We start from the raw sequence: 24,750 nt of genomic DNA, 5'->3' as shown, positions 1-24,750 counted from the left end.
TTGGATGAATGGAACGGGTGTTACGAAACGTCAGGGTTCGGCAGCGTCACGCGCACATGCAGTCCGCGCGGCGGCACCAGGTTGGCGTCCTTCAGATATACCTGACCGCCGAGGCGATCGACAATGGCCCGCACGATGGCCAGCCCCAGGCCGGTACCTTCCGTGCTGAGCCCGGGCGCATGAGAGTCACGCACCTCGGTGGCCCGGTAAAACGCGTCGAATACACGCTCGCGTTTGTCGGCGTCGATGCCCGGGCCGGAATCGATGACGTCGATGGCGGCGTCGGTACCCGTCGCCGACAACCGCACCGACACCGTGCCGCCGCCCGGGGTATAACGCACGGCGTTGCCAACCAGATTACTCAGCAACGTGACGATGTCGCGCTTGGTGCTCGCGACCCGCAACCCCGGCGCGGTGTCGATCAGGTCGAGCACGATCATCTTGCGGTCTGCCAGTACGAATACGTCTTCCAGTGCCTCGTGTACCGCCGGCAGCAGCGCGAGCGGTGTGGCCTCGGCCGTCGGTGCACTCTGGGCACGGGCGAGGGTCAGCAGTTGTTCCAGCAGCCCGCGCGTACGCTGCAAGCCGCTTTTCAGTTTGGTGAGGCGCGCGCGTGTCTCTGTCTCGAGTTCCACCGGCGCGAGGGCCCGGTCGAGGTTTTCCGATTGAATCACCAGCGCCGTGACCGGCGAGCGCAATTCGTGGGCGGCGTCCGCGACAAAGCGGCGCTGCTCGTCGAGCGCTTTCGCCAGACGGGCCAGCAGCCGGTTGATCGACACGATGAACGGTTCGATCTCCTTGGGGGCACTGACCGTATCGAGCGCGTGCAGATCGGTCTCGCGCCGCGCATCGACGCCATCGGCCAGTCGTTGAAGCGGCCGGAACGCCCGGCGCACGGTCAGCACGATCGCCCCGATCAGCAGCGGCACGAAGACCACGAACGGCAGCGCGGTGCGCAGACCGCTATTGCGGGCAATCTCGTTGCGGCCTTCGGTCGGCTGCGCCACCACGATGCGCAGTTCCGGCGTGATCGTGCGGACAAAGGCGCGCCACGTGTGGTCGCCCCGTGCCGTTCCTTCGACAGTGTGGAAGCCGTCGGTCAGCGTGACCGGAAACGTGCCGCCGAGTGTCTGCACGGTGAGGCGGTAATCGTGATCCTTGATGGGCAGGCCGTGCACGGCGTCGTCGGCACTCGACAGGTTGCGGGTGTCGACGAGCGCGGCGAGTTGCAGCAGTTGGTCGTCCTGAAAGCGATACGCCTCGCTAAAGGCGGCCGCATACGACACCAGACCGGCGACGATGCCCAGCCCCACCGCACAAGCGGAGAGCGTGACGACCAGTCGCGACTGCAACGAGCGCATCGTCATGCCTTGGGCACCAGCCAGCCGGCGCCGCGAATATTGCGGATGACGTCGGCGCCGAGCTTCTTGCGAATCGAGTGAATCAGGAAGTCGATCATGTTGCTCTCGATCTCCTCGCCCCAGCCGTAAAGGCGATGCTCCAGCGCGTCGCGCGAGAGGATCGTGCCGGGGCGCAGCATCAGGGCATGCAGCAGCGCGTATTCACGGGCGGAGAGCACACATTTGTTGTCGCCGTAAGTCGCTTCATGCGTGGCCGGGTCGAGCGCCAGCGCCCCGTTGGTGAGCACGGGGACGGCCACACCGGCATTGCGGCGAATGACGGCGCGCATGCGCGCGAGCAGTTCACCGACTTCGAAGGGCTTGACGACGAAGTCGTCAGCACCGAGATCGAGGCCCTGAATGATGTCTTCGGCGCCGTCGCGTGCGGTCACGACGATGATCGGCGTGCGGCCGCCCGCGCCGCGATGGGCGCGCAGCACGTCCCAGCCGTCGCGCCCGGGCAAGCCGAGGTCGAGCAGCATCAGGTCATAGGTATGGGCGGCCAGCGCCGAGAGGGCCGACTCGCCGTCGCGACACCAATCGGCGGCATACGAGGCGTCTTTGAGCGCCTGCATCATGGCCTCACCGATCATCTCGTCGTCTTCTACGAGCAATATCCGCATGGTTCTCTGAAATGTTCACGGCGCGACTGTGGAAGGCGCCAATTCACCGGCCGTCGCGTTTGGCGACGGCTGGGGAGCACGATAGCGCGCGAAACTTAGGAGAAACTTAGTGAAGATCGGCACGTGCCGGCGCGACTATGCCATGAAATGACACGATTAAACAAACACTTAGACGATCTTTTTTATGTCGATTGCGCTGAGGCGCGTGATGGGGGCACTTAGGTTGATTCACAAACGCGATAGGCGACCCGATCGACGCGCCGTTGCCCGGCGAAATGTGAAAGTGACGGGTGAGCGCTGCCCTGACTATTGATTCGTCATCGTAAACACAAGCGCAAGGAGATCGACATGATAAATGCCACGCCAGGCGCTGCCGGAGCGGCAGTGAAATGGCAAACAATGGCACCGCCGCGCGAGAGCCCATCGGCTGCCGGACCGTCTGCCCTGACAGTGGATGCGCAGACGCAAACCTTGCCGGCTGAGCCGTCGCGTCGAATCGAACAGACGTTAAACGCCATTTGCTCTCAGATTCTGGGCGCGCTCACCCGCTTCGATGATCAGGGTTTTGAGATTGGCAATGAGGTGTTCACGCCAGATGAGATGTCCGAAGCCGATCGTTCGCGCTTTTTACATGTAGTGGAGAACTCACTGGGCCTCAACTTGATCGATCCATTGATCCCGTTGTCGGAAGGGCTTGCTGGCAGAGCGTTGATGCGTCTCACGCAAGATCGGGTTCGGGCACGATTGAATCCCGATGTGTTGTGGCTGGCAGACGGCCTTGCGGCAATCGGGGAGCGCCGGTATGCGGCGGCGATGCAGGCCAGTCGCCCGGTATCCCGGCCTGAACCAGAGGGGTGGCTCAATTTTGGCGGCGATGTATTCGGTCCGGAGGTCGAAGACGCATTCAGCGATCCGGCGTCCGAGGTCGGGAGTTTTCTGGACGACGCCCGGTTCGAGGAACTGCTGCACAGGTTTGTTCGCTATATAAGTGGCGCGTTGATGCATTTTCGCTTCGCCGGCTCCGGTGCGGGTCCGCATTTTCGCTGGGCTGGCTACGGGGTGGATCGCTCTCGAGGCATTGACGACGAGCGGCGCGCGCTGATAATGGCAACCCAGTCCGAACGGCCAAACCCTCCCGGTCGGCAGGTACCTCAGATCGCTGGCTCGTCCGCGGCCATGCAGCGCGCGCTGAGCGTTGCCGGCTCGAGAGAGCTCGCGCTGGCACCCAATGTCAATTGGCTCAACACCTGTTACCCCAGCATCACATAGCGCGACGCCGGTGGCGTTAGCGGATCGTCAACATGCAACCTCGATTCAGTTGAAGAATCGCTGTCAGCCACCGGCGCGGAATCGGGCGCCTACAGCGAACGCAGCGTCTGCGCAGCCGCCACCATGTTTTGCAGTGCCGGGATGACTTCGGCCCACTGACGCGTCTTCAGGCCGCAGTCCGGGTTGACCCACAGACGTTGTGCCGGAATGCGCTCGGCCGCCTTTTGCATCAGCATCACGATGTGCTCTTGCGTCGGGATGTTCGGCGAGTGAATGTCATACACACCCGGGCCGATCTCGTTCGGGTACTGGAACGAGTCGAACGCGTCGAGCAGTTCCATATCTGAGCGCGACGTCTCGATGGTGATCACGTCGGCATCCATGTCGGCGATCGCCGCAATGATGTCGTTGAACTCCGAATAGCACATGTGCGTATGGATCTGCGTGTCGTCCTGCACGCCGTTCGCCGTAATGCGAAACGATTCGACCGCCCAGTCCAGATACGTTTGCCATTGCGCACGGCGCAGCGGCAGGCCCTCGCGCAGGGCGGCCTCGTCGATCTGGATCACACGCACACCGGCTTTCTCGAGATCCAGCACCTCTTCCCGAATCGCCAGCGCCAACTGGAAGCACGAGACCGAGCGCGGTTGATCGTCACGCACGAACGACCAGTTCAGGATGGTGACGGGGCCGGTCAGCATGCCCTTCATCGGCTTGTCGGTCAGCGACTGCGCATACTGGATCCACTCGACGGTCATCGCCTTCGGCCGGTGGATGTCGCCGAACATGATGGGCGGTTTCACGCAGCGCGAACCGTACGACTGGACCCAGCCGAACTGGCTGAACGCGTAGCCTTCCAACTGCTCGCCGAAGTACTCGACCATGTCGTTGCGCTCGGCTTCGCCGTGCACCAGCACGTCCAGCCCCAGCGCTTCCTGCTCGCGCACGCTGCGCTCGATCTCGGCGCGCATGGCGGCGACGTAGCCTGCCTGATCCAGCTCGCCGGCCTTGAACCGACTGCGGGCGGTGCGGATCTCGGCCGTTTGCGGGAACGAACCGATGGTGGTGGTCGGGAACAGCGGCAGTTTCAGCTTGGCGGCCTGCTTCGAGGCTCGCTCGATATACGGACGCTGACGGCGGCCCAGCGAGGCTTCGATCTTGGCGACGGCCGCCTTGACGGCCGGGTTGTGCACGCGCGGCGACGCGCGGCGGCTGGCGATGGCGCCTGCATTCGCGTTCAGCTCGGCGGCCACGGCGTCACGGCCTTCGTTGATGGCACGCGACAGCACGCTGAGTTCTGCCAGCTTCTGCTTGGCAAAGGCAAGCCACGAGCGGATTTCACCGTCCAGCTTCTGTTCGCTCGCCAGATCGACGGGTACGTGCAGCAGCGAGCACGACGGCGCAATCCACAGGCGATCGCCGAGTTGCCGGGCGATAGGCTCCAGCCATTCGAGAATGGCAGCCAGATCCGACTTCCAGATGTTGCGGCCGTTGATCACGCCCAGCGAGACCACCTTGTCGGCGGGCAGCGCGGCGAGGGCCTTGGCGACTTCACCCTTGGCGTTGACGGCGTCGAGGTGCAGGCCGTCGACCGGCAGGCGGCAGGCCAGCGGCAGGTTTTCGAGCAATTCACCGAAGTACGTCGCGAGCAGAAGTTTGACCTGCGTGCCGGCGAGGGCGGCGTAGGCGGTCTCGAACGCCTTTTGCCATTCGGCGCCCAATTCGGTCACGAGAATCGGCTCGTCGATCTGCACCCACGCCACACCTTGTGCGGCGAGGGTTTCAAGCAGTTTCACGTAGACCGGCAACAGACGCGGCAACAGGGCGAGCTTGTCGCTGTCGTCCTTGGCCTTGCCGAGCCAAAGGTACGTGACCGGGCCGATGATGACCGGCTTGGCCTTCACGCCCGCTGCGGTGGCTTCGGCGAGTTGCTCGATCAGACGCGAGGCGTCGAGCGAGAACTGCGTGGCAGCCGAGAATTCGGGGACGATGTAGTGGTAGTTCGTATCGAACCACTTCGTCATTTCACCGGCGGCGACGCCACCGCAGCAGGCGGCGTGCTCGTCGGCGCTCTGGGCCGAGCGCCCGCGCGCGACGCGGAAGTAGTTGTCCAGCGCGTCGCCATGGAAGTTCTGCACGCGTTCGGGCAAGTTGCCCAACGTGAAGCTCATGTCGAGCACTTGATCGTAGAAGGCGAAGTCGCCGACCGGGGCCAGATCAAGACTCGCCTGATCTTGCCAGTGACGCTGGCGCAGCGAGGTGCCCAGCGACTTCAGTTCATCACGCGACGAATGGCCTTTCCAATACGCTTCCAGACCGAACTTCAGTTCGCGCTTCGCGCCGATGCGCGGAAATCCCAGATTGTGTGTCTTTGCCATGGTTCTCTAGTGACCTCGCCGCCAGATGAGTGAAGCAGTGACGACGATCATAGAGAATTCAATCAATGAATGAAAATTGTCATATTTTATGGGCACATTAATTTCATTCATGATTCGACGTGCGAGAGAGGTTCGCGTTAGCGCTCGGATCGACCGTATGACGGCGGCGTCAGCGTGCGCGAGACATCCCGCAAGACGTCGATGAGCGCCAGTGCTGCGGCATTCGGGGCTTGACCGTGCAGCACACCGACAGTGGGCGCCACGTGAGCGAAACGCAGGCCGAAGTCGTGCAGACTGCCGCCCAGCGGTGAACGGGCGACGCCGAGCGTCGACGCTAGAAATAGGCATGGCATCGCTTGCGCGGTGCTCGCATTGGTCATGAGCGTGGTCGATTCCATGATGACGCGCGGAGCGGGCAGCCCCTGATGCGCGAACTCGGTGTCGATGGCGCGACGCATCGGCGTGCCGGGCGGCGGCACGATCCACGGGTAGCGTGCGGCGTCGGCCCATGTCGGTGCTGCATGCCGCGTCAGGGGGTGGTTATGCGCCCCGAATACCCGCACGTCATCGTCATACAAGGGGACCACGCCAAACCCGGCGTTCATGGCGTCGGCGTCGAGCCGGCAGACCAACAGATCGATTTCGTGCCAATGGGCACGTGGCAGCAAGCGATCCAGCGTTTCTTCAAACAGGTTGACGCGCAGCGCGGGGCCGGTTTGCTCGAGCCGGGCGAGCGCCTGCGGCATCAGCACGCTCGCCATGCCCGGCAGAATGCCGACGTTCACAGGCAGTCCGAGTCCGTCACGCAGAGCTTGCAGCGCTGGGGTGACCCCGGCCAGATCGGTCAGCATGCGCTCGGCGCGCTCCAGCAGTGCGTCACCGTAGGGCGTAGGACTCACGCGGCGCGTCGTGCGCTCGAACAGTGACACCCCTAACGCTTGCTCTATCTCTCGCAACCACTTCGACAATGCGGGCTGTGTGATCGCGGCGGCCTCGGCCGTGCGCGCGAAGCTGCGCGTGCGGCCAAGCCAGCGCAGCGTTTCCAGATCGCGAATGCGCAGCTTGCGAAGCACGGCGGGTATCTGGCGCGCGAGCCGGACCGGATCGTCGACGTGAGCATTGTCACTGGACGAACGATCTTGCGGCGGGGACAGGTGCGTTTTGTCCGCCTGCGGCAAATGGGGAACATGCGGCGCGGGCGGCGTGGAACGAGGGCTCATGGTGGTCGGCGTAGGCGGCTCTGCGTAGACGCGTTACCGCATCATTGATGTCATTCAGGTAATGAATATAGCGTCACTTTTCATCGATGGGTGCTGAATCTTGCCAAATAATGGGATTCCGTTACCGCCCGATGCGTGACAAAACGCCAATGCATCGGGGTGAGAAACATCAATCCCGGCAATCGGCGCAAATCACGAAAGCGACGCCGACGCCCCCACAGGAGCGAGAGACATGCCCGAGCGCGAACAGCCACCGACGACTGCGCCCGTCGACCCGGTTTACCCCAGCGAGGCATCCGATGCGGGGGCTTTGGCCGCCGCCACACAACCGTCGCGCCGCCACTTTCTGAAGCAGGCCGGTGCGGCCGTGGCGTCCGCCGGATTGGCCTCGTCGGCCGTGGCCGCGTCCGCCGCCGCACCGCGCGCAGCGGCATCGCCGGATGACGGTTACGTCATGCCTGCCGAGGCACCGCCTGTGCCGCCCAAGGGTTACAACATCCTGTTCATCCTCACGGATCAGGAGCGGCATTTCGACCAGTGGCCGTTCCCGGTACCGGGGCGTGAGCGCCTGCGCCGCGAGGGCGTGACCTTCGTCAATCACCAGATTGCATCGTGCGTGTGTTCACCGTCGCGCTCGACGGTCTACACCGGCCAGCACATCCAGCACACGCGCGTGTTCGATAACTGCGGCATTCCGTGGCAGCCCGATATGTCGCCCAACATTCGCACCATCGGCGACATGATGCGAGACGCAGGCTACTACGCCGCGTATCTCGGCAAGTGGCATCTGAGCGGCAAGCTGCATCACAACCACACGCCGTACGACACGCCGACGCAGGAATACAACGAACTGATCAAGTCGTACGGTTTCGACGATTACTTCGGCGTGGGCGATCTGATCGGCCGGGTGCGCGGTGGCTATACCTACGACGGTCTCACCACCTCGTCGGCGGTGTCGTGGCTGCGTGGCCGGGGCGCGCAACTGGGCAGCGAGAACAAGCCGTGGTTCATGGCGGTGAATCTGGTCAACCCGCACGACGCGATGTTCCTGAACACCGATCCGGCCGGCGTCGATCAGCAGAACGCCAACCGCCCGACGCTCGGCAATGCCCGTCCGCCGCGCGACGCCCTGTACGACGCGCATTGGAACGTGCCGCTGGCCGCCACACGCAAGCAGGCCTACGACGCGCCGGGACGGCCGGCGGCGCATGGGGTGTACAACGCAGCGGAAGGCGTGCTCGTGGGCGACTACCCGATCGACGACGCCCGGCTGCGCGTCTATCAGGACTATTACTTCAACTGCATTCGCGATTGCGATACGCATGTGGTGACGCTGCTCGATACCCTGCGCGAGCTGGGCATCGACAAGAACACCATCGTCGTGATGAGTGCAGATCATGGCGACCACGTGGGCGCCCATAAGCTCGTAGGCAAGGGGCCGACCACGTATCGCGAACAGAACAACGTGCCGCTGGTGATCCGGCATCCGGCGTATCCGGGTGGCAAGCAATGCGCGGCGCTGAGTTCGCACGTCGATATCACGCCGACGCTGCTGGGGCTCACCGGGCTGGACGCGGCGGGGATTGCGCGCATTGCGGGCGACGGCGCGCATGGGCACAACCTGACGCCGCTGCTGCGCGCGCCGGCACGGCAAGGCGTCGACGCGGTGCGCCCGGCGGCCTTGTTCAACTACGCGATGCTGCTGTTCTACGACAGCGAATGGCTTGCGCAGGAATACGCCACGTTGCGCGAGAAGGGCGTGCCGATCGAGGAGATCCATCGGCGGGTGATGGCGCGACAGCCGGACTTTCGCCATCGCGGCATGATCCGGAGTGTGTTCGACGGGCGCTACCGGTTCTCACGCTATTTCTCGCCGACGCAATTCAACCGGCCCACGTCGCTGGAGTCCCTGTTCGCGAACAACGACGTCGAGCTCTACGATTTGCATTCCGACCCGACGGAGTCGCGCAATCTGGCACTCGATGCGCGAGGTAATGGCGAACTGTTGATGGCGATGAACGCGCGCCTCAATGAGCGGCTCGATGCCGAAGTCGGTGAAGACCGGCCCGACATCCTGCCGATTCGCGACGGACGCGTGCAGTTCACGTTCCAGAAGGCGGCTGCCTCATCTTCGCGGTGAGCGATGCCGTGACGTCTGCGTGATAAGCTCGGGCGACTTTGCGGCGGGGTGGGCGGAGATCGTTGCCGCGTGCGCCGCCGCTCGTTGCTTCGCACCTTTCACCTCTCGTCACGACCTCGCATGAAGAAACGTGAATTTCTGGCCAGCGCCGTGGCGCTCGGCGTCTCGGCACCCGTGCTGGCAAAGCCGCAGGCCCCCGTGGCCTTGGCGACTACACCGCTCGTCACGGTCAGCGGTGCCATCCATCGTCACAACCGTGGCCCGGTCGATTCGGCGCTCGATCAGCTTTTCCACAAACAGTTGGTGCAGTTCGACGCGGCCTATGCGTTCGATTTCGGCGCGCTGGCGCGTCTGCCGGCGCAAACGATTCGCCCGACGCTGGAATACGACGCGAAGCCGCACACACTGCGCGGCCCGCGTCTCGCCGAGGTGCTTGCGCAGACGGGCATGCCATCCAACCCGGCCACGCAGGTGCTGTTGCGTGCGATCGACGGCTACGTGGTGGCGACGACGCTGGGTCAGTTACACGACTATCAATTCCTGCTGGCCACCCATATCGACGACAAGCCGCTCGCGCTGGGCGGCCTCGGGCCGCTCTGGGCCGTCTACGATCCGGCCGCCATCCCGGCCCTCGTAGGCAAACCGCTCAAGGAGCAGTTCACGCTGTGTCCGTGGGGCGTGTATCACATTCAGGTGAACGCGGTTTCCTGAGCGTCACGATGTGGCAATGCCCCGGGCGTTACTTCGCCGGGACCGTCGTGACGTTGGGCTTCGTGACCTTCGTCGGCGTGACGCGCGGCGGCGGGTCGATGCTCTGGAACGCCCGCACGCCCTTGAGCGACTTCACCGGATCGAGTTCGTCGACATCCTCATGCAGGATGCGGCGAATTTCGAGAATCGCCTGCGGCGTCTCCTGCACGCTATGGCCCGAGACAATCACGCGCTCGGATTGCGCGCCTTCCAGATGAGCACTCGCATACGGCACCACGCCGTCGCTCGATTCCTGAAGCGGGCCCGCGGCATTGCGGCGCGCAATGATCGAGTGATATTGCACCTTGGGCGAGATGCCGAGTCCGGCCGCCGCCACCACATAAGGATCGTTGTCGCGCAGTTGGTCGATGCTGTTGGGCACGTAGCGCGTCTTGCCTTCCGAGGGGTTGTCTTCCGAGCCGGTCGCGTAGTGCAGCACGTCGTCGATGCCCGAGAGCAGCGTGACGGGCAGCTTGATGAGGTTGGAGATCCAGCGGCCCAGCCGGTTGCGCGCGAACGGGGTGCCGCGATGCGGGGCCGCGATGAAGATCGCCCGCTCGAACTGCGGCATCGGCGCGAAGTGGAAGAGCGGGTCGAGCCGGTCGCGGGCGCGCGTCAGTTGATCGCCATCGAGGTGGTAATCCGCCTGAAACGCATTCCAGAGCTGGTCGTCGGCACTCGACACCATCAGCCGTGCGATCACACCGCCCATGCTGTGGCCGATGACCACGGCGTCGTGCGACGCGGCCGATTGGCCGTCCGGGTCAAAGTGCTTGAGCGTTGCGTCGAAGGCGTTGCGAATCGCCATGGCGTTCACGAGCAGCGGCGCGTTGGTTGGGTAGTACACCTGCCAGATCTGGAAATGCTCGCGCAGTGCGGCGTCGCCCTGAATTTCATTGGCCAGATTCACCCATGCCTCCGGGCTGCTGGCGAGGCCGTGCAGCATCAGGATCACCCGGCGGCTGGGGTCGAACGGCTGCATCAGGTAGATGTGCGGCCGCACGATGCCTCGGTCGCGCCCGAAGAGGGTGCGCAGCGATTGCTCGGCAAAGCCCGAGCGGGCGAGCCACAGGCCGTAGCCCGCCGTGAAGTTGCCTGCCAGCGGCACGGTCTGCCCATGCAACTCGATCGACGTCTGACGGTAGGGGTCGTACACGACGAGCGTGGCGACCTGGGTGGTCAGAATCTCGTCGAGCGTGTTGCCGTTGAAGCGCAACAGCAGCGTGAGCGACGGCGACGACATTTCGCTGAACTCGGGGCCGGCGTTCGGGTCGGTCGCCCGGTGAAAATCGCGCGACGCGAGGCTTTCCTGACTGGTGCGGGCACGACTGCTGCCCCCTTGGCGGTCATTCGCGTTCTGTGAATAAACGTTGTCGTTGTCAGGGCCGGTCGAGGCGTCGCCACGCGGTGCCGGGGTGCGGCCCGTGGCGACCACCGCCTCGGCGGCCGATTTTTCATCGAGCACGGCCACCAGTTCTGCGCCGAAACCGTCGCGGCGATACGGGCTGCGCAGGCCTGCAAAGCGCAGTGTCGATGCGGGCAGCACTTCGCGTGGCTGGGTGCGGTTGTTGGCAAAACGCACGCTGCTGGCGTCAACTGGCAGCGTCCAGCCGGCGATCTTGTCGCTGCCAGTGCGCTGTACGCGGCGGAACAGCGCCACCGAGAACATCTGCACCGCGTAGTTGTAATAGTCGCGAACCTGCGTCTGGCGGTCTTCGAAAGCGCGCTCGCTAGAGGGGCGGTCACCGTAGAACAGGTAGGCGTAGGCGTAACGCGCCGAGCGCAGCCAGAGATCGAACTGCGAGTCGTTCCAGAGTGTATCGCCGGTCGGCGTTTGCGCGATCGCCAACTGCATCGACATTTCGGCCATGGCGGCCAGCCGCCGGTCGATGTCGATTTCCTTCGCACGGCCGAGCGCGTCGATGCAGTCGAGCGACGGCTTGGCGCAGATCGTCTCGTCCAGACCCGCCACGCGAATCGTCTCGTCGGTGGCCGCGCTGAGCTTGCCCGTGGACAGGATGTCACCGCGTTTCATCGCAATGTACTGATCCGGGCCGAGCGAGCGCACTTCCACCATGGCGCAGCCGCTGAGCCATACCGCGCTCGCCATGAGCGCCGCATACGGCAAGAGACGCCGCCAGACGGCGCGCGTGGGGGCGTCCGGGGCCGGCGTCGCCGGGGCACGCATCACGACGATCACGGCGTCACCTTCGGGTCGTCGCCGGGGACACCTTGGCGAATCAGCGTCGAGAAGTCGGGGGAATCGCCGGCCGCCAGCGCGCGTTTGACGAAATCGCCGCGCGTCTGCAATTGCTCGTAGGTAAAGCCGGGCGTGAGGCCGCCCTGATCGTAGGCGTATTGCGCGAAATAGCCGGACAGCAGCAGGCGGTAATCCAGCGGCAGGCCGGGGGCAATGATGCGGGCCAGTTCGAACACGATGGTGGTGCAGTTGCTGGTGAGCGTGTTGTACCACTCGGGCGTGCGTTGCAGGTCGCGGGCGCGTTCCAGATAGCCGATGAAGACCTTGCGCAACTCGGCGGCGGGAATATTCAGGCGGTAGAGATGCACGTCTTCGCCGCGCACATTGCTGCGCACGCGCAGGATATCGCGCTCGTCGGCGGCGACCAGCGTGGCTTCGAAGTCCTTGAAGAAGCCGCCGACAGCCGAGAAGGCCTGACCGCGCTTCTTGCGAATCTCGATCGAGAACACCACGCGTTGCCCGTCAGAGAAACCGAACGACACCAGCGTGTGGGCGATGGCCGGTCCCATCCAGTAGGACAGCGCGAGATCGGCACTCACGAGCTTGTCCAGATCGTAGCGGCGGGTTTCCCAGCGCGGGGTGAAGTCGGTCTCGGTGCGCCATTCGAAGTTGCGCACATTGCGCAGCGTGACCTGCGAGCCGTTCCAGTGCGGGTCGAGCAGTTGCGCGACATCGGGCGCCCAGTCACGGTCATTGGATGGCCGCAGCGTCTGCCACCAGGCGATCACCAGAATCGCCACGATCAGGAACGCGAGCGGCCAGCCTCGCAGCGGCGCACCGGCCCGCACGCGCAGCAGCGCCACGATGGCGAGGACGCCGAGCGCAACCCACAAGGCGATGAGGGCGTAGCGCACGAGCGCGGGGCCCGGGCACTGGTAGGCGAGCGCCATTGCGCCCCAGGCGCACGCGCCCAGCACGATGAGGGCGAGGAAGGTGCGCAGCACGTAGACGTACCACGCGATGTGATGGCCGGCGAGCGCGTCGCCGGCGTGAGATTGCAGTTGCACCATGTTTTGCTGATCTGAAACCTGACTGTCCTGCCGGCCACGCGGCCCAGCCGGCGCGGTGTACGACCCATTTCTTGAGTTCGCCCCGAAGAATACCAGCAGACAAGCGCAGTCCTATGGAATCACGGCCAGATTGAAAACAATCGGCGCGGCGGCCCAGCGATGCGGGACCGCCTGTGCATGGGCTTCAGACCGGATGTCCGACGATCAGCCGCAGCGACCCGTCGAAAAACGGTTGCGTGCGCAGCGCGCCGTATTTCTCGTCCCACGTCCCGTTGTCGAGATCGCGGCGCAGGCGCTCGACAAAGTTGTCTTCCACGTGAGGTTCGACAAAGCTCCATGCGGAATTGGCGCGGCGTGCGCCCGGTTCGAGCAGCCGCTCCGGGCGGCCGTAATACGCTTCGCTGAAACCGTCGGTGCAGGCCAGCGGAATCTCCACCGGCTGCACGTCTACGCTTGCGCCCAGCCCTTCTTCGATCGCGGATATCGACGGGTATCGGCGCGCTTCGACAGCAATCATCTCCGGCGCGTAATCGGCCAGCCATGACATATGCAGGCGGGCAGGGGCGCAGGTCAGGATCAGGACCGGGCCGCGCGTCACGCGCCGCATTTCGCGCAGTCCGGCGGCGAGATCGGGCCACTGGTGAACCGAAAACGTCGCCATGCTGGCGTCGAACGAGGCATCGGCAAAGGGCAGATTCTGCGCCACGCCATCAATGGCGACGGGCAGGTGCGACGGCCGCTGGGCCCGCATGGACGCCGACGGCTCTACCGCGACGACGCTGCGGTCGACGGGCTCGTAGGAGCCTGCGCCTGCACCGACGTTGAGCACCGAATGCGCATCGCCCAAGGCTTGCCGGATAAACCCTTCGATATGGGGTTCGGGCTGACGGTACCGGGTATAGCCGATGCCGATCGTGCCGTAGTTCGCGTCGCCGGCACTCCCATCGTTAAATCGCTTATCCATTGAAACGGCCCTTTTTGACGTTTTCTGACGTTGTGTGAGAATCGCTATCGGTCCATGCCGTCATCGTAACGACCCGGTTTTGCCGTAATGTGACGATATTCAACCGTGTATGCGATGAAAGGATAGGGTTTTCGGCACGCGCCGAAAATCGAGTTTTTTCGTCAGATTCGATAGTTTATTTAACGAAAGAGGGCGAAATGCGAGACTTGCCGCCGCTATCGCTGCTGCGCGCATTCGAAGCGACGGCCCGGCACCAATCGGTGACGAAGGCCGCCGAGGAGCTGTTTCGCACGCACGGCGCGGTCAGCCGTCAGTTGAAGTTGCTTCAGTCGCACGTGGACGCACCGCTGTTCGACAAGGACGGGACAGGGTTGAAGCTCAATGCCCACGGACAGGGCCTGTTTGCACTCGTCACGTCGGTGTTCGAGCAACTGGAACAGGGCTACACGCGCATTCGCACGCAGGCAAAGCGCTCGGGGCTGCACGTGGCTTGCAGTGCGACGTTTGCGATGCGGTGGCTGGTGCCGAATCTGGCTGACTTCTATCGGCAGTACCCGGATGTGGGGATTCGGCTGTCGATGACATCGGCCCGGGAGATTCGCAGCGAAGGCGCGGATCTGGTGATTGCGTGGGATCTGACCTCGTACCCGGAAGCCGATCGCCAGCGTGCGATTCGCTTGGCGCCGGTGGCCTTCGGGCCGGTATGCGTGCCCGGCTACCGACGCCGGGCGGCCACGGGCACGCGCATCACGCACGACTTCACGTCGAGCGCGTGGACCTACTGGGATGGGCAGTCGGCGGACAAGATCGGGGCGGGCGGGGAGATTGCATTTCCGCACACGCACCTGTGCATCGAGGCGGCATTGTCCGGGCTGGGTGTCGCACTCGTCGAGCGGCGCTTGGTGCGAAAGGAGCTCAGTGAAGGGCAGTTGGTGGCGCCTTGGGGCTTCATGGAACTACCGTTCGGCCTGATGGCGCTGCCGGGGGAAGGCGCACCGCCGCCCGATTTCGACAACTTCTTGCGCTGGCTGCGCGAGCGGCTGGCGCGAGAGGCGGCGTAATTCACTTCTTCACCGGATCATTCTCCGAAAGCGAGGTATCCGACCAGCCGCCGCCGAGATCGCCGATCAACGCGGTCGCGGCCAGCAGGCGCGACTCATGCACGTTCAGGGCATTCTGCTGCGTATTGAGCTGCGTGGTCGTTGCCGTGACGACGGTCGTGTAGTCGACCGTGCCCGCCTGATATTCATTGAGCGCGATGCGTGCACCGTCGGTCGCATCCTTCACGGCAGAGTCCAGTACCTGCGACTGCCGCTCAAGAATACGCAGCGACGCCAGATCATTCTCCACGCCTTGCAACGCCGTAAGTACCGTGCCGCGATAGTTGGCCACTGCCGCGTCGTAGCCAGCCTTTGCCGCATCCACCTTGGCGCTGCGCTGCCCGGCGTCGAAAATCGTTTCGCTGGCACTCGCCCCCAGCGACCAGACGTAGTTCGCAATTTTGAACAACCCGGCGACCGGTGCCGCCGAGAAGCCGTCAGACAGCGACAGCGTGATATTCGGGTAGTACGCGGCGACCGCAATGCCAATCGCGGCGTTCTGCGATGCCATCTGACGTTCGGCCACCGCGACATCCGGACGGCGTTGCAGCAGCGTGGATGGCAAACCGATCGGCACGTCGGGGAGTGTCGGCAATGCGTTGTTCGGCGCAATCGTCAGCGACTCCGGATTGCGCCCGACCAGTACCGCAATCGCATGCGCGTACTGCGCCCGCGATACCCCCAAGGCAATCAGACTCGACCGCGCATTCTCGAGCTGCGTGCGGGCCGTGATCACGTCCGACGGCGGCACAGTGCCCGCGCGATCCTGATCGGCCACCACGCGCAGGTAATCGGTGTACGCGTCGACGGTCTGCTTGAGCAGGGCGATATTGGCATCGGTGATGCGCAAGTCGATCACGGCGTTCGCCAGCGAAATCTGTGCGGACAGCGTCGCGTTGGCTAACGTTGCCGCACTAGCCTGCGCTGTCGTGCTGCTTTGCTCGATGGTGCGACGCACCTGTCCCCAGATGTCAGGCGCCCAACTCACCGTGCCTTCGGCGGCGGCCGCATTGACGATATTCGCGCCCGCGTGCGACGCCAGCGCGGCACTGGTGCTGGCGCCGCCACTGCTGCCGCGCGAGCGCGTGGCCGAGCCGTCGATGCCCACCGTCGGGAACAGCCCCGCGCGCGCCACACGCACTTCTGCCAGTGCCTGCTGATAGTTGGCGTAGCTCTGCCGCACGGTCTGATTCGAAATCTCCACCTGCGGCATCAACTCGTCGAGCAGCGGATCGTGGAAGCCTTTCCACCATTCGCCTTTCGGGCCTTCCGCATCGGGCCGGGCCTGTGTCCAGCCCTCCAGTTCGGTGAATTGTGTCGGCATCGCGACCGCCGGACGTTGATAATCCGGGCCAACGGCGCAGGCACTCAGCAGCATCAGACTGGCGAGACAGGCGAAGGTCAGCCGCGGCCACCGGTGCGCGGGCGGCGAGGCTTGCGAGGGGAGTGTCATCGGTTTCATGGTCATGCCTCCGTGCCTTGGCGACGGTTCCAAGGCAGGTGTTTCGACCAGCGTGCGACACGTTCGCGCAGCCGGTCGAGATACAGATAAATGACGGGAGTCGTGTACAGCGTGAAGATCTGGCTGAGCAGCAGCCCGCCCATGACCGTCACGCCCAGCGGCTGACGCAGCGACGCGCCTTGCCCCAGCGCGATGGCCAGCGGCACGGCGCCCAGCACGGCAGCGGCAGTCGTCATCATGATCGGACGCAGCCGCACGACGGCCGCTTCGTGAATGGCGCGCTTGGCGTCCAGCCCCTGATTGCGCTGCAACTGGATCGCGACGTCCACCATCATGATCCCGTTCTTCTTGACGATCCCGATCAGCAGAATCATGCCGATCATCGCGATCACCGAGAACGGGGTGCCGAAGATCAGCAACGCGAGGGTTGCGCCGATTCCCGCCGACGGCAGCGTCGAGAGAATGGTGAGCGGGTGAATCGTGTTTTCGTACAGCACCCCCAGCACGATGTACACCACGCCAAGCGCCGCGAGAATCAGCAGCGGCACGGTGCCCATCGATTGCGAGAACGCCTGCGCCGCGCCCGCAAACGCACCGTGAATCGACGCCGGCATGCCGATGGCCCGCGCGGCATCGTCGATGGCGACCTGCGCCTGACTCAGCGAGCCGCCCGCCGGCAGGTTGAACGAGACCGTTGCCGCCACCATGCCGCCCTGATGGTTGACCTGCGTGGCGGTATGGCGCGGGTAGAAGCTGGCGAGCGCCGAGAGCGGCACCATCGTCTCCGAGGCCGTACTGTCCGCACTGCCGCTGGAGCTGCCGCCCCGGCTGTTCGCGATGGCGTTGTTCTGCTGATTGGCCACCGCATTCGCATTGAGCGGGTTGGTGCTCGATGCTGCGGTTTTGGCCGTGACGCCACTGACCGTCTTGCTCGACATCTGCGTCTGCGCCGAACCGTTGGCGTTACCCGCCGCCGTACTCAGATAGATCTGGTCGAGCGAATTCGGGTATTGCCAGTACTGCGGCGCGACTTCCATCACCACGAAATACTGATTGATCGGGTTGTAGATGGTAGAGACGGTGCGCTGCCCGAAGGCGTCGTAGAGCACGTTATCGATCTGGTTCGGTTGCAGATTGAAGCGTGCCGCCGTCGCACGATGGATATCCACATACATCTGCAAACCGTTCTGTTGCAGATCGGTATTCACGTCGAGCATCGTGGCCCGATGCTTGTTGAGTTCGGTGACGAGTTTGGGCACCCATTTGTAGAGGGCGTCGGCATCGTCGCTGGTCAGTGTGTACTGGTATTCGGCTGCCGACGAACGCCCCCCGATGCGCAGATCCTGCTGTGCCTGAAGGAACAGCCGCGCACCCGACACCGCGTTGAGCTTGGGCCGCAGCCGGTTGACGACGGCGTCCGCCGAGAGGTGCCGCTCTGCCAGCGGCTTCAACTGCACGAAGACCGTCGCCGAGTTGAGCGAGCGCCCGCCGGTGAAGCCCGCGACCGATGCGACGGCCGGGTCGGTCTGGACGATGGTCTGCAACTGTTCGAGCTTCTTGCGCATCGCCGGGAACGAGATGCTCTGATCGGCCATGATCTGGCCGATCAGAATGCCCGTGTCCTGTTCGGGGAAGAACGTGGCCGGCAGCAGGCGGAAGAGAAACACGTTGCCGACCAGCAGCGCCAGCATGACCAGCCCGACCAGCCCGGCGTGATCGAGCACCGCCGTGAGCGAACGGGAGTAGGCATCGCGGAACCGGTCGAACTGGCGGCCGACCCAGACCGACCAGCGGGCTTCCGAGGTGGCCGATTCGCGTGTCAGCACGTAGGCGCACAAGGTCGGCGTGACCGTCAGCGAGATCACCAGCGACAGCAGAATGGCGATCGAGAGCGTGACGGCGAATTCGTGGAACAGCAGGCCGACGATGCCCGGCATCAACAGAATGGGCAGGAACACGGCGATCAGCGACAGGCTCATCGAGAGCACCGTAAAGCCGACTTCCGCCGAGCCTTGCAGCGCCGCCTCCTTGGGCGGCACGCCCAATTCCAGATGGCGCACGATGTTTTCCATCACGACTACCGCGTCGTCCACCACGAAGCCGGTGCCGATGGTCAGCGCCATGAGCGAAAGGTTGTCGAGGCTGTAGCCGAGCAGATACATCGGCCCGAACGTGCCGATGATCGACAGCGGCAGGACCACCGCAGGAATCAGCGTCGAGCGCGGCGAGCGCAGGAACACGAACACTACGCCGATCACCAGCAGCACGGCCAGCATCAGCGTGCGCTCGGTGTCCCCGAGCGACGCTTCGACCGAGACCGAGCGGTCGAGCGCCACGTTCAGCTTGATATCGCTGGGCAGCGTGGCTTCGACCAGCGGCAGAATACTGCGGATCTGCGAGACGGTCTTGACCACGTTACTGCCCGGCGACGGGTAGACGATCACCAGCACCGACGGCTTGTTGTTGAACAGCCCCGCGTTGCGGATGTTCTCGTTGCTGTCGCGCACGAGTGCCACGTCGTGCAGCATCACCGGTGCGCCGTTGCGGTAGGCCACCACGAGGTCGCGGTAACCGGCCGCCTTGCTGATCTGGTCGTTGGAGGTGACTTCGAAACGCTGGTCGCCCTGATCCAGATGCCCCTTGGCGCTGTTGGCGTTGGCCGCCGAGATCGCCGCGCGCACGTCTTCCAGCCCGATGCCGTAACTGTTGAGCTTGCCCGGCTCCAGTTCCACGCGCACCGACGGCAACGCACCGCCGCCGACGGTGATCTGGCCGACGCCATCGACCTGCGAGAGTTGTTGCAGGATGACCGAGTCCGCCGAGTCGTAGAGCTGCGCCGTGGTCAGCGTGGCCGAGGTGAGCGCAATCACCATCACCGGCGAATCGGCCGGGTTGAACTTGCGGTAGCTCGGGTTGCTGCGCAGAGTGGTCGGCAAGTCGGCCCGGGCCGCCTGAATGGCGGCTTCGACATCGCGTGCCGCACCTTCGATATCACGGTTCAGGCCGAATACCACCGGGATCGACACCGAGCCGACGGTGCTGGTGGACGTCAGTTCGGTCACGTCGGCGATCACACCCAGCCGGCGCTCCAGCGGTTCGGCCACGGTCGAGGCCATGATCTCCGGGCTGGCCCCGGCCATGCTCGCCTGCACGGCAATGACAGGGAACGACACGTTAGGCAGTGGCGCCACCGGCAGCCGCAGATACGCGAGGACGCCGGAGAGCAGCACCGCGATCGCCAGCAACGTGGTGGCGACCGGGCGCTTGATGAAGAGCGCCGACATGTTCACGGCGCATCTCCTGTGGGCGGTTCGTCCGGTGCCTTCGGTGCGGTCGGTCCGCTTGGGCTGCTTGGGCCGTTCGGGCCGCTCGTCTGGTCAGGGCCTGGCGGCGGGGTGCCACCGCGTGCGGCACGTCGCGCCGCCCGGCGCTCGCGCACCCGCTCGGCCATGCGGTCGAAGTACAGGTAGATGACCGGCGTGGTGAAGAGCGTGAGCAACTGGCTGAGCATCAGCCCGCCGATGATCGCCAGCCCGAGCGGGCGGCGCAGTTCCGAGCCGGTGCCCGTGCCGAGCAACATCGGCAACGCGCCGAGCATGGCCGCGAGCGTCGTCATCAGAATCGGCCGGAAGCGCAGCAGCGACGCTTCGAAGATGGCCTCGCGCGGCGGCTTGTGATGGTTGCGCTCGGCGTCGAGCGCGAAGTCGACCATCATGATGGCGTTCTTCTTGACGATACCGATGAGCAGCACGATCCCGATGATGCCGATCACGTCGAGGTCGCTGCCGGTGATCATCAACGCCAGCAATGCCCCGATGCCTGCCGACGGCAGTGTCGAGAGAATCGTCACCGGGTGGATGAAGCTCTCATACAGCACGCCCAACACGATATACACCGCGACGAGCGCCGCAATCAGCAGATAGACCTCGCTGGAGAGCGAATCTTCGAACGCCTGCGCGGCGCCTTGGAACGACGAAGCGATCGAGGGCGGCAAGTTCACAGCCTGCTGGGCGGCGCGAATTTCCTTCACGGCGCTGGAGAGCGACGCGTCGCTTGCCAGATTGAACGACACCGTCACCGCCGGGAACTGTTGCAAATGGCTGATCGCGAGCGGCGTGCTGATGATCTTCAGCGTGGCGATGGCCGAGAGCGGCACCTGACCGCTTGAGCTCGTCTGGCTCGGCAGATAGATCGCGCCCAGCGAGTTGATCGTGTTCAGGCTTTCGGGCTTGGCCACCAGAATCACCCGGTACTGGGCCGACTGCTGGAAGATCGTCGACACGATGCGCTGGCCGAGGGCGTCGTACAGCGCGTTATCGATGGTCGCGGGCGTGATGCCGTAGCGCGCCGCCAGTTGCCGGTTCACTTCCACCTGAATCGACAGGCCGCTGGTGTCCAGATCGCTCGCCACGTCGGTGATCGACGAAATCTTCTTCATGCGGGCGATCAACGGCGGCACGTATTTGGCGAGCGTCGCCTGATCGGGGCCGCGCAGTACGAACTTGTACTGGTTCGGCGATACCGTGGTGTCCAGCGTCAGATCCTGTGCGGGCTGCACATACAGCTTGATGCCCGGCACCCCGGCGGTCGCCGTTTGTATCCGGCGTCCGATCTCGGCCGCCGTCTCCGACCGGTCGTCACGCGCCTTCAGGTTGATGAGGAACCGGCCGTTGTTGAGCGTGGTGTTGATGCCGTCGATGCCGACGTACGAGGTGATCGAGGTCACATCGGGGTCTTTCAGGACGGCCTCGGCGAGTGCCGTCTGGCGCTTCACCATGGCCGAGTACGAGACCGAGTTGTCGGCCACGGTAATGCCTTGCAGCACGCCCACGTCCTGCACCGGGAAGAGCCCCTTCGGGATCACGACGTAGAGCACGACGGTCAGCGCCACCGTGATGAGCGCCACGATCAACGTGAGCAACTGGTGATCGAGCACCCAGCGCAGGCCGCGCTCATAGGCGGCGAGCGTCTTGTCGAACAACCGCTCGCTTACCCGCTCGAAGCGGCTCGGATGGCGGTCTTCCTGCGCCCGCAGAATCCGCGCGCACAGCATCGGCACCACCGTGAGCGACACGATGGCCGATATCACGATCGTGACCGCAAGCGTGACGGCGAACTCGCCGAACAGCCGCCCGATCACGCCGCCCATGAAGAGCAGCGGAATCAGCACGGCGATCAGCGAGATCGTCAGCGACATGATCGTGAAGCCGATCTGCCCGGCACCTGCCAGTGCCGCTTCCAGCGGTGGCATGCCCTGTTCCAGATAGCGCACCACGTTTTCGATCATGACGATCGAGTCGTCCACCACGAAGCCGGTGGCGATGATCAGCGCCATGAGCGAGAGGTTGTCGATCGAGTAGCCGAGTTCGTACATCACCGCGAGCGTGGCGATCAGCGAGACCGGCACTGAAATGCTCGGAATGATGGTCGCCGGCACGTTGCGCAGGAACACGAAGATCACGGCCACCACGAGCACCACGGCGAGCACGAGCTCGAACGCGGCGTCGCTCACCGACGAGCGGATCACGCCCGTGCTGTCGGACACCACGCTCACTTCCATGCCGGCGGGCAGCGTGGCTTCGAGCTGCGGCAGTGCGCGCTTGATCTGGTCGACCGTGGCAATCACGTTGGCACCGGGCTGGCGTTGCACGTTGAGCACGATGGCCGGGGTTTTGTTGAACCAAGCGCCGCGCTCCACATCCTGTGCGGCTTTCGACACGTGGGCGACGTCGCGCAGATACACGGGCGAGCCGTTCTGATAGGCGATGACCGTGTCGAGATAGTCCTGCGGATCGGAGATCTGATCGTTGGCGTCGAGCGTGTAGTCGAGCTCGGGGCCGTCGAAGTTGCCCTTCGGCTGGCTGACGTTGACGTTGGCGAGCAGCGTGCGCAGGTCGTCGAGATTGAGACCGTAAGCGGCGAGCTTCTGCGGATCGGCTTCGACGCGTACGGCCGGTACGTTGCCGCCTGCGAGCGTCACCACACCGACACCGGCCACCTGCGAGATCTTTGCAGCGAGGCGGTTGTTGGCGGCGTCCTGCAACTGCGTGAGCGAGAGCGTCTTCGAGGTGACCGCTAGCGTCATGATCGGCTGGTCGGCGGGGTTCACCTTGGCGTACGTCGGCGGCGCGGGCAGGCCGCTCGGCAGCAGGCTGGTCGCGGCGTTGATGGCCTGTTGGACGTTTTGCTGCGCGACGTCGAGATTGAGCGCGAGATCGAATTGCAGCGTGATGACCGACGAGCCTTCGGCGCTGTACGAAATCATTTGCTGCAAGCCGGGAATCTGGCCGAGCTGCACTTCGAGCGGCGCGGTCACGGTGGTGGCCATCACCGAAGGGCTGGCCCCCGGGTAGAACGTCTGCACCTGAATGGTCGGGTAATCGACGCTGGGCAGCGATGAGACCGGTAGTACGCGCACGGCCACCAGGCCGACGAGTACGAGCGCGATCATCAGCAGCCAGGTCGCGACCGGGCGCAGGATGAAGATGCGAGAGAAATTCATGAGCGGGCGCCGGGGGTGCGGGGTCTCGGTCGGACGGGCATGGCGTTATTGGGCGCCAGCGGCGGAGGCCGGGGCTGCGGACGGAGCCGATGCGCCTGATGCCCCCGAAGCCGCCGAAGCTTCAACTGCCGCCGGTGCCGACGCGCCGCGATGTCCGCCGTGGCGTCCCGCGCCCGACGCCTGTGCGCCGGAACCGGGTTCGCTGGCAGCGGCTGCGCCGCTTGCCGGGGTCGCCGCGCCAGGCAGGGCAATGTGTGCGCCGTCGCTTAGGCGGTCCATGCCGTCGGTCACCACGGTTTCGCCCGCATTCAGACCGGCTGTGATGACCGTGTGTTTGCCGTCGCTCGGCCCGATGGTGACTTTGCGCAGCGAGGCCGTGTTGTTCTGTGTGGCGACATAGACGAACTCGCCCGGTGCGCCGCTCTGGACAGCGGGTGTCGGCACCAGCACCACGTGCTGGAGCGTGTCGACGAGCAGCGTCACATTGACGAACTCCTGCGGAAACAGCACCTCGTCGTCATTGGCGAAGCGTGCGCGCAAGGTGACCGTACCCGTGGACGTGGCCATCTGATTGCTCACGGCGTACAGCGCGCCGGTGGCAAGTTTCTCCTTGTTGTCGCTGGAAAAGGCGGTCACGGTAAGCGGTTTGCCGGTGCGGTACTGCTTCATCACGGCCGGCAGTGCGTTTTGCGCCACGGTGAATTCGACCGTCGTCGGCTTGACGCTGGTAATGACGGCGATACCGGTCGTACTCGTTGACGTCACATAGTTGCCGGCGTCGACGAGTCGCAGGCCCACACGGCCAGCGACCGGGGCGGTGATACGGCAGTAGGTCAGATCGAGCTCGAACTGGGCGATGTTGGCCAGATCGGCTTTGACGGCGGCTTCATCTTGCGCCACGAGGAATTGCTGATCGGCAAAGGTTTGCTCGGCAATCGACTTCTGCTGGTGCAGTTGGGTGTAGCGCGCGAGATCGGCCTTGGCTTGGGCGAGCGCGGCGCGGTCCTTGGCGAGTTGGGCCTGCGCCTGTTCTTTGCTGATTTCGTACTGGCGCGGGTCGATCTGCGCGAGGAACTGGCCCTTGGTGACTTCCTGACCTTCCTGATAGCCGACCTGCGTGAGGTAGCCGCTCAACTGCGGCAGTACCGTCACCGTCGCCTCGGGCGTGACCGTGCCCAGCGAGGTGATCGTCACCGGCATTTCGCCGTAGGCCGCCTGCGCCACCGAGACGATTTGCGGCTGCGCACCACGCTTGGTATTGGGCCGGTGCGCGAGGTGCCAGGCAACCCATGCCACCAGCACGAGCACGACAATGCCAATCCATAGGGCGGTGCGACGCCGCTTCTTGGGCGGTTGCGATCCGGTATCCGGTGCTGCTTCCATTTCTGCCTCCAGCGCGACGCAAATGCGCCGCCCATGCACCCGGGAGAGGCCCGGGTTGCCACGCTTAGCAGTCTAGCGACGGGGGTGCCCGTTTTGGCGGGCCGAACAGGCGCTGGAAGTTACGGCATCTTACCTCCGCTCGCGTTCACAGGCGTGGCGCGGGGGGACGTAAACGCCCGTAACGGCAGGGGAAATTGCAGTGAAATCAGGGGGTGGGAAGGGGGCTTGCGGGCAGGGTGCCAGTGACAGGCCCCCTGTTACATCGTGTTACTGAGGGGTGCTGAAAGTA

General features: G+C 64.5%; 15 protein-coding genes. 4 read left to right on the top strand and 11 right to left on the bottom strand.

The genetic code is table 11. The annotated features are described in order from the left end of the window. Positions 1-20: 20 nt before the first annotated feature. Both CDV44_RS16360 and CDV44_RS16355 read right to left on the bottom strand, forming a co-directional pair. Positions 21-1,367, bottom strand: a complete 1,347-nt coding sequence (locus CDV44_RS16360; protein WP_087688978.1) for a HAMP domain-containing sensor histidine kinase — start codon at positions 1,365-1,367, stop codon at positions 21-23. Further along, on the bottom strand, positions 1,364-2,023 hold the full coding sequence (locus CDV44_RS16355; RefSeq protein ID WP_087688977.1) for a response regulator transcription factor: 660 nt from the start codon (positions 2,021-2,023) through the stop codon (positions 1,364-1,366). Before CDV44_RS16355 ends, CDV44_RS16360 begins: the two co-directional genes overlap by 4 nt. Before the next feature lie 348 nt (positions 2,024-2,371). On the opposite strand from CDV44_RS16355, the gene CDV44_RS16350 reads away from it, so the two are divergent. Further along, positions 2,372-3,292: a hypothetical protein gene (locus tag CDV44_RS16350; RefSeq protein ID WP_087688976.1), complete on the top strand. Its 921-nt coding sequence runs from the start codon at positions 2,372-2,374 to the stop codon at positions 3,290-3,292. Between the two features lie 89 nt (positions 3,293-3,381). Here the strand turns inward: CDV44_RS16350 and metE are convergent, their stop codons facing one another. Together metE and CDV44_RS16340 are read right to left on the bottom strand one after the other, a co-directional pair. Then, positions 3,382-5,670: a 5-methyltetrahydropteroyltriglutamate--homocysteine S-methyltransferase gene (gene metE / locus CDV44_RS16345; protein WP_087688975.1), complete on the bottom strand. Its 2,289-nt coding sequence runs from the start codon at positions 5,668-5,670 to the stop codon at positions 3,382-3,384. A 137-nt stretch (positions 5,671-5,807) separates the two neighbouring features. Continuing rightward, on the bottom strand, positions 5,808-6,890 hold the full coding sequence (locus tag CDV44_RS16340) for a LysR family transcriptional regulator (RefSeq protein WP_087688974.1): 1,083 nt from the start codon (positions 6,888-6,890) through the stop codon (positions 5,808-5,810). Between the two features lie 232 nt (positions 6,891-7,122). Here CDV44_RS16340 and CDV44_RS16335 point away from each other — a divergent pair, with 232 nt between their 5' ends. Beyond that, complete coding sequence (locus tag CDV44_RS16335; RefSeq protein ID WP_087688973.1) at positions 7,123-9,030, top strand: sulfatase-like hydrolase/transferase; 1,908 nt, start codon at positions 7,123-7,125, stop codon at positions 9,028-9,030. A 120-nt stretch (positions 9,031-9,150) separates the two neighbouring features. Next, entirely contained in the window at positions 9,151-9,741 is a 591-nt protein-coding gene (locus tag CDV44_RS16330; RefSeq protein ID WP_087688972.1) for a molybdopterin-dependent oxidoreductase, read from the top strand. A gap of 28 nt (positions 9,742-9,769) precedes the next feature. Here CDV44_RS16330 and CDV44_RS16325 read toward each other — a convergent pair whose 3' ends face one another. The 3 genes from CDV44_RS16325 to CDV44_RS16315 form a co-directional block, all read right to left on the bottom strand. Continuing rightward, complete coding sequence (locus CDV44_RS16325) at positions 9,770-11,980, bottom strand: triacylglycerol lipase (RefSeq protein ID WP_249277590.1); 2,211 nt, start codon at positions 11,978-11,980, stop codon at positions 9,770-9,772. Beyond that, on the bottom strand, positions 11,977-13,050 hold the full coding sequence (locus CDV44_RS16320) for a DUF4105 domain-containing protein (protein WP_087688971.1): 1,074 nt from the start codon (positions 13,048-13,050) through the stop codon (positions 11,977-11,979). The genes CDV44_RS16325 and CDV44_RS16320 overlap by 4 nt, the downstream gene beginning before the upstream one ends. Positions 13,051-13,234: 184 nt before the next feature. Next, entirely contained in the window at positions 13,235-14,014 is a 780-nt protein-coding gene (locus CDV44_RS16315; RefSeq protein ID WP_087688970.1) for a class I SAM-dependent methyltransferase, read from the bottom strand. Between the two features lie 197 nt (positions 14,015-14,211). On the opposite strand from CDV44_RS16315, the gene CDV44_RS16310 reads away from it, so the two are divergent. Continuing rightward, complete coding sequence (locus CDV44_RS16310; RefSeq protein WP_087688969.1) at positions 14,212-15,075, top strand: LysR substrate-binding domain-containing protein; 864 nt, start codon at positions 14,212-14,214, stop codon at positions 15,073-15,075. Position 15,076: 1 nt separating this feature from the next. On the opposite strand, the gene CDV44_RS16305 is transcribed toward CDV44_RS16310, so the two are convergent. Genes CDV44_RS16305 through CDV44_RS16290 form a run of 4 tightly spaced genes read right to left on the bottom strand, consistent with a single transcriptional unit; the run spans position 15,077 to position 24,461 of the window. Then, positions 15,077-16,582: an efflux transporter outer membrane subunit gene (locus tag CDV44_RS16305; protein ID WP_371328777.1), complete on the bottom strand. Its 1,506-nt coding sequence runs from the start codon at positions 16,580-16,582 to the stop codon at positions 15,077-15,079. Continuing rightward, entirely contained in the window at positions 16,579-19,866 is a 3,288-nt protein-coding gene (locus tag CDV44_RS16300; protein WP_087688968.1) for an efflux RND transporter permease subunit, read from the bottom strand. The genes CDV44_RS16305 and CDV44_RS16300 overlap by 4 nt, the downstream gene beginning before the upstream one ends. Next, positions 19,863-23,078: an efflux RND transporter permease subunit gene (locus tag CDV44_RS16295; RefSeq protein WP_087688967.1), complete on the bottom strand. Its 3,216-nt coding sequence runs from the start codon at positions 23,076-23,078 to the stop codon at positions 19,863-19,865. The genes CDV44_RS16300 and CDV44_RS16295 overlap by 4 nt, the downstream gene beginning before the upstream one ends. Positions 23,079-23,123: 45 nt before the next feature. Further along, positions 23,124-24,461 (bottom strand): efflux RND transporter periplasmic adaptor subunit, encoded by a 1,338-nt coding sequence (locus CDV44_RS16290; protein ID WP_087688966.1) that lies wholly within the window; start codon positions 24,459-24,461, stop codon positions 23,124-23,126. Between the last annotated feature and the right edge of the window lie 289 nt (positions 24,462-24,750).

Source organism: Pandoraea sp. PE-S2R-1, assembly GCF_002179865.1.
Taxonomy (GTDB): Bacteria; Pseudomonadota; Gammaproteobacteria; order Burkholderiales; family Burkholderiaceae; genus Pandoraea.
The sequence above is the reverse complement of the archived record's forward strand: the minus strand, read 5'-3'. Positions and strand labels throughout refer to the sequence as shown.

What these genes read in the sequence shown, in the direction of transcription:
- CDV44_RS16360 (WP_087688978.1), bottom strand. Translation starts at nt 1,367, where the DNA reads ATGACGATGCGCTCGTTGCAGTCGCGACTGGTCGTCACGCTCTCCGCT.
- CDV44_RS16355 (WP_087688977.1), bottom strand. Translation starts at nt 2,023, where the DNA reads ATGCGGATATTGCTCGTAGAAGACGACGAGATGATCGGTGAGGCCATG.
- CDV44_RS16350 (WP_087688976.1), top strand. Translation starts at nt 2,372, where the DNA reads ATGATAAATGCCACGCCAGGCGCTGCCGGAGCGGCAGTGAAATGGCAA.
- metE (WP_087688975.1), bottom strand. Translation starts at nt 5,670, where the DNA reads ATGGCAAAGACACACAATCTGGGATTTCCGCGCATCGGCGCGAAGCGC.
- CDV44_RS16340 (WP_087688974.1), bottom strand. Translation starts at nt 6,890, where the DNA reads ATGAGCCCTCGTTCCACGCCGCCCGCGCCGCATGTTCCCCATTTGCCG.
- CDV44_RS16335 (WP_087688973.1), top strand. Translation starts at nt 7,123, where the DNA reads ATGCCCGAGCGCGAACAGCCACCGACGACTGCGCCCGTCGACCCGGTT.
- CDV44_RS16330 (WP_087688972.1), top strand. Translation starts at nt 9,151, where the DNA reads ATGAAGAAACGTGAATTTCTGGCCAGCGCCGTGGCGCTCGGCGTCTCG.
- CDV44_RS16320 (WP_087688971.1), bottom strand. Translation starts at nt 13,050, where the DNA reads ATGGTGCAACTGCAATCTCACGCCGGCGACGCGCTCGCCGGCCATCAC.
- CDV44_RS16315 (WP_087688970.1), bottom strand. Translation starts at nt 14,014, where the DNA reads ATGGATAAGCGATTTAACGATGGGAGTGCCGGCGACGCGAACTACGGC.
- CDV44_RS16310 (WP_087688969.1), top strand. Translation starts at nt 14,212, where the DNA reads ATGCGAGACTTGCCGCCGCTATCGCTGCTGCGCGCATTCGAAGCGACG.
- CDV44_RS16305 (WP_371328777.1), bottom strand. Translation starts at nt 16,582, where the DNA reads ATGACCATGAAACCGATGACACTCCCCTCGCAAGCCTCGCCGCCCGCG.
- CDV44_RS16295 (WP_087688967.1), bottom strand. Translation starts at nt 23,078, where the DNA reads ATGAATTTCTCTCGCATCTTCATCCTGCGCCCGGTCGCGACCTGGCTG.
- CDV44_RS16290 (WP_087688966.1), bottom strand. Translation starts at nt 24,461, where the DNA reads ATGGAAGCAGCACCGGATACCGGATCGCAACCGCCCAAGAAGCGGCGT.